The organism is Flavobacterium artemisiae, assembly GCF_042678225.1.
Classification (GTDB): Bacteria; Bacteroidota; Bacteroidia; order Flavobacteriales; family Flavobacteriaceae; genus Flavobacterium; species Flavobacterium artemisiae.
In genome coordinates this window covers 14,310-31,367 of the sequence record NZ_JBHUDZ010000022.1, presented here as the reverse complement: position 1 = coordinate 31,367, position 17,058 = coordinate 14,310, and the positions used below count along the sequence as shown (strand labels likewise).

Below are 17,058 nucleotides of genomic sequence, written 5' to 3'. Positions count from 1 at the left end.
CATTAAGACATATTTGTAATAAAATAATGCAACCGATTGTGTAAAGGAATGAAAAATATTTTTAATTTTATATTTTTATTTGATATAAATGCATTTTTAGATCATTAATATTTCATTATTTGTAATAAAAAATAGGCATTTAAAATTTATTCCAATTTAACGATTCGCAAATGGAAGAACATAGACATGTAACAATTTATGATATTGCCGAGAAACTAAATCTTGCAACATCTACAATTTCTAGAGCCTTAAAAGATCATCACAGCATAAGTGATAAGACCATTAAAAAGGTAAAAAAGGCTGCCGAAGAAATGGGTTTTGTTCCTAATACTCTTGCGGCTGGTTTGCGGGGAAATAAAACGAAAACAATCGGCGTTTTGATTCCGACTATTACACAGCCCTTTCTATCGTCATTAATCAGTGGTATAGAGATTACGGCCAGAAAATCAGATTACTCGGTTATTATTATGCAGTCTCATGATTCGTATAGTGATGAGGTGAATATGGCAAGGTCTTTATTTAAAAGCAGAGTGAGTGGTGTTATTTGTTCGCTGGCAATGGAAACAAAAAGCACCTCGCATTTTGATCAGTTTTCGGCGAATAATATTCCCCTTGTGTTTGTGGATCGTGTTCCAAAAGGCTACAATACGTTTCGAGTAGTCATCGATAATTATGCGGCCGCCTACAAAGCAGTAAAACATCTTATTGATCAAGGCTGTAAAAGAATCGCACATATTACAACCGGATCAGAATTTGGTCATCTTTACAACGAAAGAAAAAGAGGTTATATCGATGCTATTGTAGAACATGGCTTAACTTTCGATGAAAATTTGATAATCACCCTGAAAACAATGACTTATGAAGAAGGTGTAAGGGCCAGCAACAAACTTTTTGATTTAAAACCAATGCCCGACGGACTTTTTGCACCTGGAGATCTTCTTGCTGTAAGTGCGGTGCAGACAGCAAAAAAAAGAGGTGTCAAAGTGCCAGATGATTTCGCGGTAATCGGTTTTAATAATGATCCGATCTCAGAAATTATTGAACCCAACATTTCTACCATTACACATCCGGCCGAAAAAATGGGAAGCGCTGCAGCATCAATTATTATTGACAATATTGAGAAACGCAGAGAAGACGAAGCTAAAGAAATTACCTTTCTTAATACAGAAGTTCTTGTTAGAGAATCCTCAAAGAAAATATAACTTTAAAGATTTGTTTTTTTGTGACATTAATTTAAAGTGAGAATTTATTCCTGGATTCGATAATTATTGTAAATTAGCACAACCGATTGCAATTTGATTAAAGCGTGAAATTTGATTACGGAACACCTTAAGTATTATCTAGAAGTTGTTTTTTATGAGTAATGGGAAAAGTAAAATAGAAATTGACTGCGTAATTTTCAATCTTGACGATAATCATCTTAAAATTCTTCTTGTGAAAGAAACAGATTCTATGCAGAAGATAAAATGGAGTTTGCCCAGCGATTCTATTAAAAGCGGAGAAACGATTGAAAATACGGTACATAAAATAATAAAGAAATATACTAGCGATGATTATTATTTTTTAGCGCAGTTAAAAGCTTTTGGTTATACAAACGAAAATTCAATATAAGAAAATATTACGATTGGTTACTGTGCGCTCGTTAAAAAACAAATAAAAACATCGGATCATATTTTGCTAAATGGAAATGTAAAATGGGTCTTGTTTAATGAATTGGATGTTTTGGATGATAAAAATAAAGCTATCGTTGATTTTAGTTTGAAGGAACTGCGCAGCAACAGCAGTTTAACTACAGCGGCTTTTTATTTACTGCCTGAAAAGTTTACGATACTCCAAGCTGTTAATTTATATGAAGAGATTTTTGGATTCAGTATTGATAAATCGAATTTTAGAAGAAAAATTTTTCAAAGAGGATTACTTAAAGCGTCTGAAGAAAAAGAAAAAAATGTTTCTCATCGTGCGGCAAAATATTATACTTTGAATCAAGATTACGAAAAATACCCTTACTACGAATTTCTAAATATAGCTGGAAAAGACAAAAACGTCAGACCTAAATAATCCAGATTATATTTCGCAAAACTTCAATTCTACTACCTGATAGTCATAGAACGTTATTGGGTTTTGTATTTGTTTGAAATACAAAATAGTGATATAAATCAATTTACAATTCTTCAATATATTTTTTCTGTTTTTAATTGAGCAATCGATTGTTTTTTAGTTTTTTAGCTGAATGATTTGTCTTAGAATCATCAAAGTAAATTCATTATACAAAAATAAAAAAACTCTAAATCTTACTATTTGTAAGTATTTGTCTATGAATCTAATTCAATTAACTGAAAATTTTTCTTTTTATCTTTTTTTTAATAATAGCTTCAAATCGTAATACAATCCTTAAATGTGTTTGATTGCTTGTATTTGTTTTTTAATTATATTTAATAAATTGTATTTTTTTATATGTTAAATGTTTTTTTAATACGCCTTTTTTTAAAAATTAATAAAAAAAAATAACACAACCGATTGTGTATTTAATTGTCTTTCCTATATTTGTTAAAAGATACACTTAAAAATAGACTTCATTATTTTATTTAAGACGCTGTATTAAGATTACTAACTAAACCATAAACCAGTTTTAATTTAAATCAATTTTTATGACTAACTATTTTGTTACGAGTCGATCAAAGCATTTAAGATGCTTTGGTTTTTTGATCTTAATGTTCCTGCTTTCTTCTCATTTAAGTGCGCAGGTAACAGTTACCGGAACCGTTTCAGATGCTAATGGTCCTATTCCTGGGGCTAATGTTAATTTAAAGGGAACAAAGAGTGGAACAAGTACCAGTTTTGATGGTAATTATTCTATAAGTGTTCCTTCAAACAGTGTACTTGTTTTTAGCTTTATAGGATTTAAAAACAAAGAAGTAGCTGTTAATGGACAAACAAAAATAAATGTACTGTTGGAGGAGGATACAAATACTTTGAAAGAAGTTGTTGTAATTGGATATGGTACACAAATAAAAGAAGCCGTAACGGGATCTGTTGCGACATTAGGAGGTAAAGATCTTAACGAAGTAGCTTCTGCCAATATTACTCAAGCGTTACAAGGAAGACTTGCAGGGGTAGAGTTAACACAAACCTCTTCTAAACCTGGAGCAGCGATGCAGATTAGAATCCGTGGAACCAGATCGTTAACCGGAAGTAATGATCCGCTGGTGGTATTAGACGGTGTTCCTTTTGCAGGTTCTATTGGAGATATTAACCCAACGGATATTAAATCGGTAGATATTTTAAAAGATGCCTCAGCCACTGCGATTTACGGTTCTCGAGGTGCAAATGGAGTTATATTAGTAACAACATTAAAAGGACGCAAAAACCAAAAAGCGACATTCAGCTATAATGGTTTCAGTGGTATAAAGCAGGTGTTTGGAAAATATCCTATGATGGACGGACCAAAATTTGCTGCACTTCGTGATTATACAGGGCTGTATGTTGATGGTGTAGGAGAGTCTCGTAATGTAAATACAGACTGGCAGGATTCATTATACGGAGCTGGCGAAATGATCAGCCATGACGTAAGTGTTTCTGGAGGTACAGAAATGGGCGCTTATAATGCCGGTCTAGGATATTATAAAGAAGAATCTGTTTTACCTGGCCAGAGTTATGAGCGTTTTAGTTTGAGAGCTGGATTAGATCAGCAGATTAACAGATCGATTCGTTTAGGCTTTAATACCAATACAAACTATACACTTTCAAACGGCGATAATATCGGAACAGGAACTATCTTAGCGACTTCGCCTCTTGCTAATCCTTATAATCCTGATGGATCACTAAGAAGAACTGTAAGTATGGCTGCAGATGATAACTGGGTTTACACCAGAAAATCAATCGAAAATCTGGGCGATGCTTATGTTAATCAAACGAGAGCTTTTAGTTCCTACAATAATATTTTTGCAGAGGTTAAAATTCCGGGTATCGACGGATTAAAATACAGACTTAATACAGGACTTAATTTTCGAACTTCAAACAGTGGTTACTACGAAGGACAAGGCGTATTTGATGTAAACCCTTCAACATTATCAAATGCTTCTATCAGTAATTTTTGGTCTACACAATGGCTTCTTGAAAACTTAATTACGTATGACAAAACTTTTGCTCAAAAACATACGATAAATTTTGTGGGGTTATATTCTAACGAACAATATACTGGAAACAGTTCTAGAATCAGCAGAAATGGAATTACTTCTGATGCCTTTCAGTTTTACAATCTAGGACAAAGTGAAGAAGAAGCGGTCATAAACCCAGCCGATCAGGATTACACACAATGGGGCTTAACATCGTATATGGCGAGATTAATGTATTCGTACGATAATCGTTATTTCATTTCAGGAACAGTTCGTTCTGATGGTTCTTCAAGACTTTCGCCAGATAACAGATGGGTAACGTATCCAGCTGTTTCTGCGGGATGGACGATCTCAAATGAGTCATTTCTTAAAGATGTTAAACACATCAATTTATTAAAATTACGTGCAGGTTACGGTGAAACATCCAATCAAGCAGTTGCTCCGTATGCTACTTTAGGAGCTTTAAGTACAAGGCCTTATAATTTTGGAACCACAAATTCAACAGGTGTTTATGTAACAGAACTTCCAAACCCAAGTTTAGGATGGGAATTTTCTACAACATGGAATTACGGTTTGGATTTCGGATTTTTCAATAATCGTTTATCAGGTACAATCGAATACTATAAAACTAATACCAAAGATTTACTGCAAAGAGTGGGATTACCGGCAACTTCTGGTGTAAGCGGTTATGTGGCGAACGTGGGAGAAACAGAAAACAAAGGTTACGAAATCTCTTTAAATGGCGTTATTTTGGATAATCCAAAAGGTTTAACCTGGACAGTTGGCGTTAACTTTTACAAAAACGAAAATAAGTTAGTAGCACTTGCCTCTGGAGCAAGCCGTGATGAAGCAAATAACTGGTTTGTAGGTTACAACATTAACTCTATTTACGATTACCAAAAAGTAGGTATTTGGCAGGAAGGAGATCCATACATGTCAATCTTAGAACCAGGACCAACAGGAATTAATCAGCAGGGAACAGTAGTAGGTTCTATCAAAGTAAAATATACTGGAGACTACAATGCTGACGGATCGCCGACACGTGCCATCAACGCAAGTGACAGACAAATTATCGAAACTGATCCTGATTTTCAAGGAGGATTCAATACTAATTTAACATACAAAGGTTTTGATTTTTCTGCTGTTGGAGCATTTAAAAGCGGTGGTGTCTTAATCAGTACACTTTATGGAGGAGCAAGTTATTTGAACTTAATGAACGGAAGAAGAACCAATGTCGATGTTGATTACTGGACACCAGATAACAGAGATGCAGAATTTCCAAATCCAAGAGGTATCAGAAGCGGGGATAACCCAAAATACATCTCAACAATGGGATATTTTGATGCATCTTATGTAAAAATCAGGGCTTTGACTTTGGGTTATACTTTAGATAAAAATTTCACAAGAAATTTGGGGATCGACAATTTGAGACTTTATGTAACCGCTCAAAATCCGTTTGTACTATTTTCTCCTTATCATAGAAAATCCGGAATGGATCCAGAAACAAATTCATTTGGAGACGAGAATCAGGCTGTAGCATCTTACCAAAGAAGGTTTTTGGTTATTGGTACTAATACTCCTACCACTAGAAATTATCTATTTGGACTTAATTTAACTTTTTAATCAGACATTCTTATGAAACGATATATTTTAAAAAACATAATAGTAGGATCTGCAGTTTTCTTTTCCTTAGCTGGCTGTTCTGATATATTAGAAGAAAAGCCGCACGATTTTTACGAACCAAATTATTTCAAAACAGAGCAAGGAGTTAAACAAGGATTAACGTCTCATTACGCACATTTGCGCTGGATTTACGGACAGGCTTATTTTTATAACGCATGCCAAACTGGTACCGATGAAGCTACTTACGCACAAAGCGCCGACGGTAACTTTAAAGACCATGATTTGTCGGGAGTTGGAGTTATAAATCCGAATTCAAGTCGTTCCGATGTTTTATGGAATAATTCTTATTATGATATTAATACAGCAAGCGGCATTATAGAAAATGGAGCCTCTGTAGGTATTGCAAGCAGTCTGATTGCGGAGTCTAAATTTTTTAGAGGTTTTGATTACTTTTTACTGGTACAGACTTTTGGAGGAGTTCCTCTGGATCTTGGAGCAGGCGAATTAAGATTTAATAGTAAACCGTCAAGAAATTCAAAACGTAATACAGTTCCTGAAGTTTACACTAAAGCTATTTTTCCAGATTTAAGAGATGCGGTAACTGAACTTCCAGATGCAGCTCGATTAACAGGTACAGCAACTAAAACACTGGCGCGCTTATTTTTGGCAAAAGCTTATTTAACGTACGCATGGTGGCTTGAGAATCCAAATAATATTCCAACATATCCAGATGCTCAAAGAGTAGATCCAGACGGACATAATGCGCAGTGGTATTTTCAGGAAGCATATAATTTATCAGTGGCAGGAATTAATAATCCTGGCCCTTACGGATTACTAGATTCGTTTTATGATGTAAATGCAGGTGTAAATGACCGAAACAAAGAAGTAATGCTTTACGCTGATCATACACAGGAAAGTGAATACTACAATGGTTCAAGTTTAACGTATGGTAACGGAGGTGCGCCAGATAACTTTGCCGGATGGATGGTAACGTGGAATTACACTGCTATCAGAAGTAAAAATGGAACAGCTGCAGTTTCGTCTGTACAGCGTGAAGCGAATCAGTTTTTAGGACGTCCTTGGACAAGGATGGCACCGCCAATTGAAGTTTTCACAAAAACATTTGCAGACAAAACAAATGATTCAAGATACGACGGAACATTTGCAACTACTTTCCGCGGTAACTGGAATTTACAGGGAACTGGTTTAACAACTGTAGCCACTTTAACCAATGCCAATGGTTTAACAATTAAACCGGGAGATGCTGTTTTATCATTTCTAAACGACGAACCATTAACAGCAATTACCTATCCTTCTGGACAAGGAGACAGCGGTGTAGGAGCAGGAACACTTCCGGGAAGAGCAGATTATGTTATTTCTCCAAACGGAATAAGCAGAATTGTATATCCAGGATTTTGGAAATTAGGTCCATATCGTACGGATAACGCGGGAGGATTAGGACAGCCAAATGCAGCAAGTACTAGACCATTTCCTGTAGCCAAATTTTCTGAATTGTATTTTGTTGCAGCAGAAGCGGCAGTAAAAGGTGCAACGGGAAGTTTAACAGCAAGAACTCTTATTAACGTAATTAGAGCAAGAGCAGGAAAATGGCGTTGGGATAATAACGGAAATACAGCAAAAATTGTAGATAACAGTACCGCAATGACAACCGCTACGCCTGCAGTGATCGATATTAATTACATTTTAGCGGAACGTTCCCGTGAGCTTTTTGGAGAAGGATACCGTTGGTACGACTTAGTGAGAACACAAAAATGGAATGAACTGGCAGGAAAATATTCGATTGGAGGATCTAATTACGGACAGCATACGCCAGAAATGGTAACCAGAGTTATTGATGCGCATCATTATCTAAGACCAATACCACAGGGACAGCTTGATGGTATGGAAATGTCTGCTGCAGATAAAGCAGCTTATCAAAACCCAGGATATTAAGAAGTTATACAGACAATTATCATAAGCATCACAATACATTGAGTTTATTTCATAAGTTTAAGTTTTGTTAGTTAAAAGCCGAGAGTAATTCTCTCGGCTTTTTGACATTCTTCATTACATTTTAAAACAACAAAAAATGATTTCAAGCAAAGGATTTCTTTTATTCTCCATAACCTTCCTGACTATTCTTCAAGCAGGAGCTCAGGAAAAAAATGCAAAGAAAAAAAGCGTGCCATCGCCTGTTTTTTCTAATGTTATCTATAATGGGAACGATAATATTTACACCAAAAATCCGCTAAAATCAGACGAATTTTACTCTCCCGTACTGCAGGGATGTTACCCAGATCCTGCGATTGCCAAAAAAGGAGACGATTATTATATGGTTTGTTCTTCATTTGCTATGTTTCCCGGCGTTCCTATTTTTCATTCTAAAGATTTAGTGAACTGGACAGATTTGGGCGGCGTACTAAATAACGTCAAAGAATTTAATCCTCATGATACGGGAATCAGTGAAGGAGTTTACGCTCCGGGAATTACCTACAATCCTCATAACGATACTTTTTACATGATTGTTACCGCTTTTACAGGTAAAATGGGTAATATCATCGTAAAGACAAAAGATCCGATGAAGGGCTGGGGAAGTCCTATAAAACTAGATTTCGGTGGTATTGATCCTAGTATTTTTTTTGATGACAATGGTAAAGGTTACGTAGTGCATAACGATGCGCCGGATAAAGGAAAAGAACTCTACAACGGTCATCGCGTAATCAAAGTCTGGGAATATGATACCGAAAATGATAAAGTAATTCCAGGAACCGATAAAATTATAGTCGATGGAGGAGTAGATCTTTCAAAAAAGCCAATCTGGATTGAAGCGCCGCATTTATATAAAAAAAATGGAAAATATTATTTAATGTGTGCCGAAGGTGGAACTGGAGGCAATCACAGTGAAGTGATTTTTATATCTGATAATCCAAAAGGGCCTTTTAAACCTTCATCCAATAATCCGATACTTACCCAAAGATATTTTCCAAAAAACAGAGCCAATAAAGTAGACTGGACGGGACATGCCGATATTATTGAAGGACCAGATAATAAATATTACGGCGTATTTTTGGGCATTCGTCCAAACGATAAAGACCGCGTAAATATTGGCCGTGAGACTTTTATGCTTCCGGTTGACTGGTCTGGAACTTTTCCTGTATTTGAAAATGGATTAGTACTGATGGAACCCAAATTGAAAATGCCAAAAGGAGTCGAAAACAAAACAGGGAAAGACGGCTTCTTACCGAATGGAAATTTCATGTTCACCGAAAATTTCACTTCCAGTAAATTGGATTATAGATGGATCGGATTAAGAGGGCCTCGCGAAAATTTTATTTCGATTACCAAACAAGGCCTTGTAATTAATCCTTTTGAAACCAATATCAAAGAATTAAAACCAACTTCGACACTTTTTTACAGACAGCAGCACAATACGTTTTCTTTTGAAACCACATTAAATTACAAACCAGCATCAGAAAAAGATCTTGCTGGAATTGTTTGTCTGCAAAACGAACGTTTTAATTATGTTTTTGGGATTACCAAAAAAGGAAAAGACACTTATATTCTTTTAGAAAGAACAGAAAAAGGAGCGTCGAAAATAATCGCCAGTAAAAAAATAGAAATTAAAAAAACAGTTAAATTACAGGTAAAAGCAAAGGGAGACAGTTACGAATTCAATTTTGCAGTTTCAGATGCCACTTTTGAAAATCTGGGCGGTGCAGTTTCTGGAGATATTCTTTCAACAAATGTCGCAGGAGGTTTTACAGGTGCATTGGTAGGGCTATATGCGACTTCGGCTAATAATTCGAAATTGTAGCATAAACCAAAATGTGCTGATAATTTAACTTTAGAAAATAAAAAACATGAAGAAAAAACATTGCATAAACATAGTATTTTTTATCCTTCTCATTTTTATTGGAAGTTGTAAATCAAATCAAACAGCCAAAGTTAAAAACCAAAGCTGGACTGGAACATGGACTTGCGCGCAAATGCAGGTAGAACCTCATAATATGCCTCCAGAACCGGGTTTGAGTGGCAATACATTAAGGCAGATTATTAAAGTTTCTATTGGAGGAAATCAGTTGCGGTTTCGTTTTTCAAATCTTTTTACTAATGAGAAAATGATTGTAAAATCGGTGAGTATTGCAAATGTTACCGAAGCACCAGCGATTGATATCAAAACACAGCAAATGCTTTACTTTAATGGAAATACTGCTGTAACAATCGAACCTGAAAAAGAAATATATTCAGATGTTTTTAATTTTCCGCTTCAGGCTGGACAGCTTTTAGCGGTTACCATTCATTACGAGAAAGCGCCAAAACTTATCTCCGGTCATCCCGGATCACGTACGACGTCTTATATTTTGTCAGGCGATCATCAAAAAGATGAAATGTTTTCTGAGGCTGTAAAAACAGATCATTGGTATACCATTATGGGATTAGATGTTCTTGCTGAAAAAAAAGCTTCAAATATTGTTTGTTTAGGAAACTCAATTACAGACGGAAGAGGTTCTGGCACCAACAAACAAAATAGATGGACAGATATTTTAGCAGCAAGATTGAGCGCTAATAAAAATACAGAACATATTGGCGTGCTGAATTTAGGAATCGGAGGAAATTGTGTAGTAAAAGGCGGACTAGGCCCAACGGCACTCGAGCGTTTTGACCGTGATGTACTTTCGCAATCTGGCACAAAATGGCTAATTATTTTAGAAGGTATCAATGATATTGGCGGAATTAAACGTGCCGAAGAGGCGCCCGCAAAAGCAAAGGAAATTATTGACGCCTATAAAATAATGATCGACAAAGCGCACGCAAAAGGAATCAAAGTTTACGGCTGTACGATACTGCCTTTTCAAAAATCATTTTATGATGCCCCGTTTAAGCAGGAAGCCAGAGATATTGTAAATGCATGGATTAGAAGCGGCAGTTTTGATGCCGTAATAGACTTTGACAAAGAAATGGAATCCGAAATTGGTTCAAAAACCATATTGTCCAACATGCACGATAATGATTTTCTGCATCCAAATGAACTGGGATATAAGCGAATGGGCGAAGCAGTAGATTTAAAATTATTTCAGTAATAACATTAAAAAGAGCTTTTTTTTAGCTCTTTCACTTAATAATCATCCTCATGAAATTACTAATTAGAGTCTTTGCATTTACAATTGTTTTTTTCATAATGCAAAACGCGTATTCTCAAGATCCCAATTTTCATATCTATCTCAGTTTCGGACAGTCCAATATGGAAGGAGCGGCGCCATTAGAACCTCAGGATAAACTGGGTGTAGATCCTCGCTTTGAGGTTTTAGAAGCTGTTAACTGTCCAGATTTAGGACGTGAAATGGGCAAATGGTACACCGCGATTCCACCGTTATGTCGCTGTAAAACAGGATTTACTCTTACCGATAATTTTGGAAGAATCATGGTCGCCAATCTTCCAAAAAATATCAAAGTAGGTGTTGTAAACGTTGCAGTAGGAGGCTGTAAAATTGAACTTTTTGATCCTGAAAAAACCGAAAGTTACACTGCCACTGCACCCGACTGGATGAAGGGAATGATAAAAGAATACAACGGAAGTCCGTACGCCAGGTTGGTTGAAATGGCAAAAATTGCACAAAAAACAGGAGTAATAAAGGGAATTTTACTGCATCAGGGAGAATCGAATACAGGCGATACACTTTGGCCGAAAAAAGTCAAAATTGTATATGATAATTTGATGAAAGATCTCAACTTAGATCCTAGAAAAGTGCCTTTGCTTTCTGGCGAAACCGTTCACGAAGAACAAAAAGGAAAATGCGCGAGCATGAATAAAATTATTGCTGTACTTCCTAAAACAATTCCAACAGCCTATGTTATTTCTTCAAAAGGCTGTGCCGTTGCTGCCGATTTTTTACATTTTAATACTGAAGGTTACAAAGAATTAGGAAAACGCTACGCCGATCAAATGTTAAGTTTATTGGGGTATAAAGTAAGTAATATTACCGAACCCGTTATCATTCAGGCGCCTTTAGGATTTGATGTTTTAAATCCAAACGTACCAGCTGCTATAAAGAACTAAGAATTTGATAATTGATAAAATATCCGCAATGAAAAGTTATTTCAAATTGATTTCTTTTACAGTCATTATCCTTTTGTTTCATGTTTCAAAAGCGTCACAACCTTTTATAACGAATACAAAAACGGATAACGTAATGGTTTTAAAAGAGAAATCGCAATCTCTTTCCTTTTTTGTAAATGCAGGCTTAGACGCCGGAATTTTGCGTGCCGTAAATAATCTTCAATTAGATTTTGAAAAAGTAACCGGACATCGTCCCGCTGTTTTTAATGAAAGTCCAAAAATGGCTTCACCCTTAATTATTATCGGAATGATTGGTTCTAATTCTATTATTGATGATTTAGTTAAACAAAAGAAAATCGACGGAAAAGAACTCAAAGGCAAAAATGAAAAATTCATTATACAACAAGTAAAAAATCCGTTTAAAGGAGTTGATGAAGCACTCGTAATTGCAGGAAGTGATAAGCGCGGGACGATTTACGGAATTTACGAATTATCAAAACAAATTGGTGTTTCGCCTTGGTATTACTGGGCTGATGTTCCGGTAAAACAGAAAGAGAATATTTATTTTGTAAAAGGAATTTATACAGACGGCGAACCTGCTGTAAAATACAGAGGAATTTTTCTTAACGATGAAGCGCCTGCATTAAGCGGCTGGGCAAAAGCCACATTTGGAGGCTTTAACAGTAAATTTTACGAAAAAGTTTTTGAATTAATGCTTCGACTAAAAGCTAATTATATATGGCCTGCTATGTGGGGAAATGCTTTTTATGATGATGACGCAGCGAGCGGTCCGCTGGCAGATGAAATGGGGATCGTAATGGGAACTTCACATCATGAACCTATGGCTTTGGCACAAACTGACTGGAGACGTTACATCCAAAAAAATAACCTTCCGAACATTTGGGATTATTCTAAAAACAAAACCGTTTTAGATGAATTTTGGACAACCGGAATTCAGCGCAGTAAAAATTGGGAAAAAATAGTCACGATAGCCATGCGCGGTGATGGTGATGAAGCGATGAGCGAAGGCATTAATATAATTCTGCTGGAAAATATTGTAAAAGAACAACGCCGAATTATAGAAAAAGAAACAGGTAAAAGTGCCAATAAAACACCACAGGTCTGGGCTTTGTACAAAGAAGCTCAGGATTATTACGATCAGGGAATGCGTGTGCCAGAAGATGTTATACTTTTGTTTTGCGACGACAACTGGGGAAATGTGCGTAAACTGCCGGATCTTACCAAACCTTTACACAAAGGCGGTTACGGTATGTATTATCATTTTGATTATGTCGGCGGTCCGAGAAATTCAAAATGGATTAATATAAGTCCAATACAAAGAGTTTGGGAGCAGATGAATTTGAGTTATGAACACGGAGTCGATAAAATCTGGATTGTAAATGTCGGCGATTTAAAACCAATGGAATTTCCGATCAGTTTCTTCCTCGATATGGCTTGGAATCCGAAGCATTTCAATTCACAAAACCTTTTTGAATTTACCCAGAGATGGGCAGCAGATCAGTTTGGAGAAAAACATGCTGCAGAAATTGCCAGATTGTTAAATACGTATCCAAAATTCAACCGCCGTGTTACACCCGAAATGCTTGACGGCAAAACGTATAGTTTAGAAAATTACAACGAATTTCAAACCGTTGTGAATGACTACAAAAACTTAGCGCTAGATGCGTACCGTGTTTATAATGAACTTCCAGCAGTGTACAAAGATGCTTATTTTCAGTTGATTTTATATCCAATCGATGCGTGCTGTAATCTTTATGAAATGTATTTCGCTCAAGCGAAAAATAAAAAATTGGCAGAAGAAAAAAACAGCCTTGCTAATTATTATGCGGTTGAGGTAAAAAAGAATTTTGAGCGTGATTCAATCCTTCAAAATAAATACAATAACGAAATTTCAGACGGAAAATGGACACATATGATTGATCAAATGCGTATAGGATACAAAGCCTGGCATGACACTCCAAAAAATATACTGCCAGAAGTAACGTATCTTTCGGAAAAAGAAATTATTGAACCTAAAGTTTTTCAGGAAAAAGACGGTTTCATATCGATAGAAGCACAGCATTTTTCTAAAGCAGCAGATTCAAAAAAAATACATTGGGAAGTGATTCCGGATTTCGGAAAAACACTCAGCGGTATTACAACATTTCCACAAAATAGTTATCCAGCCACCGATGAAAATATTTTTGTAGAATATGAAATTAATTTTACTTCTACTGGAGAATTTACGGTAGAACTTCTTTTGGCTCCAACGCTTAATTTCAACAGCAATAAAGGACTTCGCTACGAAATTTCTTTTGACGGAGAAAAACCGAAGCAAGTAAATTTTAATGGACATTATCGCGGTGAATTAGGGAAATGGCAGGCAGAACATATAATTCATTCTGTTACCAAACATACCATTTCAAAAACAGGAAAACATATACTTCGTTTTCGTGTTTTAGATCCTGGAATCGTACTGCAGAAAATTTTAATTGATACCGGCGGATTAAAACCTTCTTATTTGGGAGCTCCAGAAAGTAAAATGACTGCTGAGTAAAGTCTTTTATTAATAACATACGGAATAAAATGAAAAATAAAATTTGCTGCTGTATTAAAAAACGGGAGTGGAAGCCCAAGATTTATCAGCCGTGAGTTGCGAAGAATTATGAACAGCCTAAAACAAAAGATTATGAAAACAAGAAGACATCTTTCATATACCGTTTTAATGTTGATTTTTAGCATCATAAATGTTATGGCTCAAATAGGCACAGCGCATAATCCTGTCATTTATGCTGATGTTCCAGATTTATCGATAATCCGCGTTCAGGAAACATATTATATGAGCAGTACAACGATGCACATGAATCCTGGTGTTCCTATCATGAAATCAAATGATTTAATAAATTGGAAACTGGTTAATTACGCCTATCAAACACTCGAAAATGATGATGATAAATTAAATCTTGATAACGGTAAAAACGATTATGGAAGAGGTTCTTGGGCAAGCAGTCTGCGTTTTCATAACGGCATTTATTATGTAAGCACTTTTTCTGGAACAACGAGCAAAACGTATATTTTTTCTACAAAAAACATTGAAAAAGGACCATGGAAAAGAACTGTTTTAAACCATTCGTATCATGATCATTCGCTTTTATTTGATGATGATGGAAAAATTTATTTGGTCTGGGGAAGCGGCAAAATATACATCACAGAATTACAAAGCGATCTTTCAGCAGTTAAAGAAGAAACGAAAAGAGTTTTGATCGAAAATGCCAACGCTCCAGCCGGAGATAATATTATGCTTCCCTCTGAAGGATCACAGCTTTTTAAAGTAAAGGGAAAATACTATTTGTTTACTATCTGCTGGCCCAAAGACGGTATGCGCACAGTCATTATTCACAAAGCCAATACTATTTCTGGACCTTGGGAAGGAAAAATAGGATTGCAGGATTTTGGCGTTGCACAAGGCGGCCTAATTGATACACCAGATGGAAAATGGTTTTCCTATTTATTTAGAGATGCCGGGGGCGTAGGGCGTATTCCGTATCTCGTTCCTGTAAAATGGCAAAACGACTGGCCGGTTTTAGGTGAAAATGGCAAAGTGCCGGAAAATCTGGATCTACCTGTCAATAAAAGCCTTATTCCCGGAATTGTAAATTCAGATGATTTTAACCGTAAAAATGGCGAGAATAATCTTCCGCTGGTTTGGCAGTGGAATCATAATCCAGATAATTCACTTTGGTCTTTGAGCGAAAGAAAAGGTTATTTAAGATTGAAAACCGCGCGAATAGACAGCAGTTTTGTTCAGTCTAAAAATACATTAACTCAAAGAACTTTTGGTCCGCAATGTTTGGGAAGTACCATGCTGGAACTTTCTAATATGAAAGAAGGCGATATGGCTGGACTTTCTTTATTGCAGAAAGACTTTGGTTTTATTGCCGTGAAAGTTGAAAACGGCACGAAAAAAATCGTAATGATTGATGCTGAAAAAGGAAATGCAAAAGAAATTGAAAGTGTGCCTTTACACCAAAACAAAATATATTTTAAAGCAGAATGTGATTTTAAAAACAAAGCCGATACTGGCAGGTTTTATTACAGTCTAAACGGAAAAAAATGGATAAGCATTGGAAAACCTATAAAGATGCCGTATACGCTTCCACACTTTATGGGCTACCGATTTGGTTTGTTCAATTATGCAACACAAAACACGGGAGGCTTTGTCGATTTTGACTATTTCAAGTTGAGTGATAAAAGCGATTTGGAAATAATTAAACAAAAAAGATAAAAATGAAAAATACAGTTAGAATTTTATTGATGTTGATTTGTTTATCAGTTAAGATACAAGCTCAAAATCCTATAATCAAAGATATTTTTACTGCCGATCCAGCACCTCTTGTACATAACGGCATACTTTATTTGTATACTGGACACGATACAGCAACTACTGAGGATACCAATTACAAAATGGCAGACTGGCATGTGTTTTCTACTATAGATATGAAAACATGGAAAGATCATGGAGCGGTACTTTCGCCAAGTATATTTTCTTGGGCCAATGGAGATGCTTATGCTGCGCAGTGTGTGGAGAGAAATGGGAAATTTTATTGGTTTGTTTCTACATTTCATAAAAAGGATAATGTAAGCGAAGGAGGGGCGGCAATAGGAGTAGCAGTTTCAGATAATCCTACAGGACCTTTTAAAGATGCAATTGGCAAGGCATTGATTACTAACGAAATGACAACAGACAAGAAACATTCTTGGGATGACATAGATCCGACTGTATTTGTTGATGACGATGGACAAGCCTATATGTACTGGGGAAATGGCAGCTGTAAATGGGTAAAACTTAAAGAAAACATGATAGAATTGGATAGTTCTATAACAGTCGTAGAGCTTAAAAATTATATAGAAGGTCCTTGGCTGTACAAAAGAAAAGGGTTGTATTATTTAGTTTATGCGAGTGAAGGCACGAAGCCTGAAATGATAGAATATTGTACCTCTAAAAGTCCAACAGGACCGTGGGATTATCGAGGAATAATTCAGGAAAATGTACCAAACAGTTTTACAACACATCCGGGCATTATTGATTACAAAGGCAAATCATACTTTTTTTATCATAACGGAAGTCTGCCAACTGGAGGCAGTTACAGACGTGCCATTTGTGTAGACTATCTGTATTATAATAAAGATGGAAGTATTAAAAAAATAGTACAGACTACTGAAGGAGTTAAGAAAGTCAAGTAATTTTCATTATAAAAAAAT

At 35.9% G+C, this 17,058-nt stretch carries 11 protein-coding genes; all 11 read left to right on the top strand.

All coding sequences use genetic code 11. The annotated features are described in order from the left end of the window. Positions 1-170 precede the first annotated feature (170 nt). The 11 genes from ACFSC2_RS25160 (at position 171) to ACFSC2_RS25110 (ending at position 17,040) form a co-directional block, all read left to right on the top strand. Positions 171-1,202, top strand: a complete 1,032-nt coding sequence (locus ACFSC2_RS25160; protein WP_379816599.1) for a LacI family DNA-binding transcriptional regulator — start codon at positions 171-173, stop codon at positions 1,200-1,202. Between the two features lie 154 nt (positions 1,203-1,356). After that, on the top strand, positions 1,357-1,611 hold the full coding sequence (locus ACFSC2_RS25155; RefSeq protein ID WP_379816598.1) for an NUDIX hydrolase: 255 nt from the start codon (positions 1,357-1,359) through the stop codon (positions 1,609-1,611). A gap of 111 nt (positions 1,612-1,722) precedes the next feature. Then, complete coding sequence (locus ACFSC2_RS25150) at positions 1,723-2,058, top strand: NrtR DNA-binding winged helix domain-containing protein (RefSeq protein ID WP_379816597.1); 336 nt, start codon at positions 1,723-1,725, stop codon at positions 2,056-2,058. A 590-nt stretch (positions 2,059-2,648) separates the two neighbouring features. Further along, a complete protein-coding gene (locus tag ACFSC2_RS25145; RefSeq protein ID WP_379816596.1) occupies positions 2,649-5,738 on the top strand; it encodes a SusC/RagA family TonB-linked outer membrane protein in 3,090 nt (1,029 codons plus the stop codon). Positions 5,739-5,750: 12 nt separating this feature from the next. Beyond that, on the top strand, positions 5,751-7,691 hold the full coding sequence (locus tag ACFSC2_RS25140) for a RagB/SusD family nutrient uptake outer membrane protein (protein WP_379816595.1): 1,941 nt from the start codon (positions 5,751-5,753) through the stop codon (positions 7,689-7,691). 136 nt (positions 7,692-7,827) lie between these two features. After that, the gene (locus tag ACFSC2_RS25135; RefSeq protein WP_379816594.1) at positions 7,828-9,552 is read left to right on the top strand and encodes a glycoside hydrolase family 43 protein; all 1,725 of its coding nucleotides are present in this window, start codon (positions 7,828-7,830) and stop codon (positions 9,550-9,552) included. Positions 9,553-9,598: 46 nt separating this feature from the next. Further along, positions 9,599-10,819, top strand: a complete 1,221-nt coding sequence (locus ACFSC2_RS25130) for an SGNH/GDSL hydrolase family protein (RefSeq protein ID WP_379816593.1) — start codon at positions 9,599-9,601, stop codon at positions 10,817-10,819. Positions 10,820-10,869: 50 nt separating this feature from the next. Then, positions 10,870-11,796 (top strand): sialate O-acetylesterase, encoded by a 927-nt coding sequence (locus ACFSC2_RS25125; RefSeq protein WP_379816592.1) that lies wholly within the window; start codon positions 10,870-10,872, stop codon positions 11,794-11,796. Between the two features lie 28 nt (positions 11,797-11,824). Beyond that, complete coding sequence (locus ACFSC2_RS25120; protein ID WP_379816591.1) at positions 11,825-14,353, top strand: glycosyl hydrolase 115 family protein; 2,529 nt, start codon at positions 11,825-11,827, stop codon at positions 14,351-14,353. Between the two features lie 132 nt (positions 14,354-14,485). Beyond that, the gene (locus ACFSC2_RS25115; protein WP_379816590.1) at positions 14,486-16,081 is read left to right on the top strand and encodes a glycoside hydrolase family 43 protein; all 1,596 of its coding nucleotides are present in this window, start codon (positions 14,486-14,488) and stop codon (positions 16,079-16,081) included. A gap of 2 nt (positions 16,082-16,083) precedes the next feature. Further along, a complete protein-coding gene (locus ACFSC2_RS25110) occupies positions 16,084-17,040 on the top strand; it encodes a glycoside hydrolase family 43 protein (protein ID WP_379816589.1) in 957 nt (318 codons plus the stop codon). Positions 17,041-17,058: the final 18 nt, after the last annotated feature.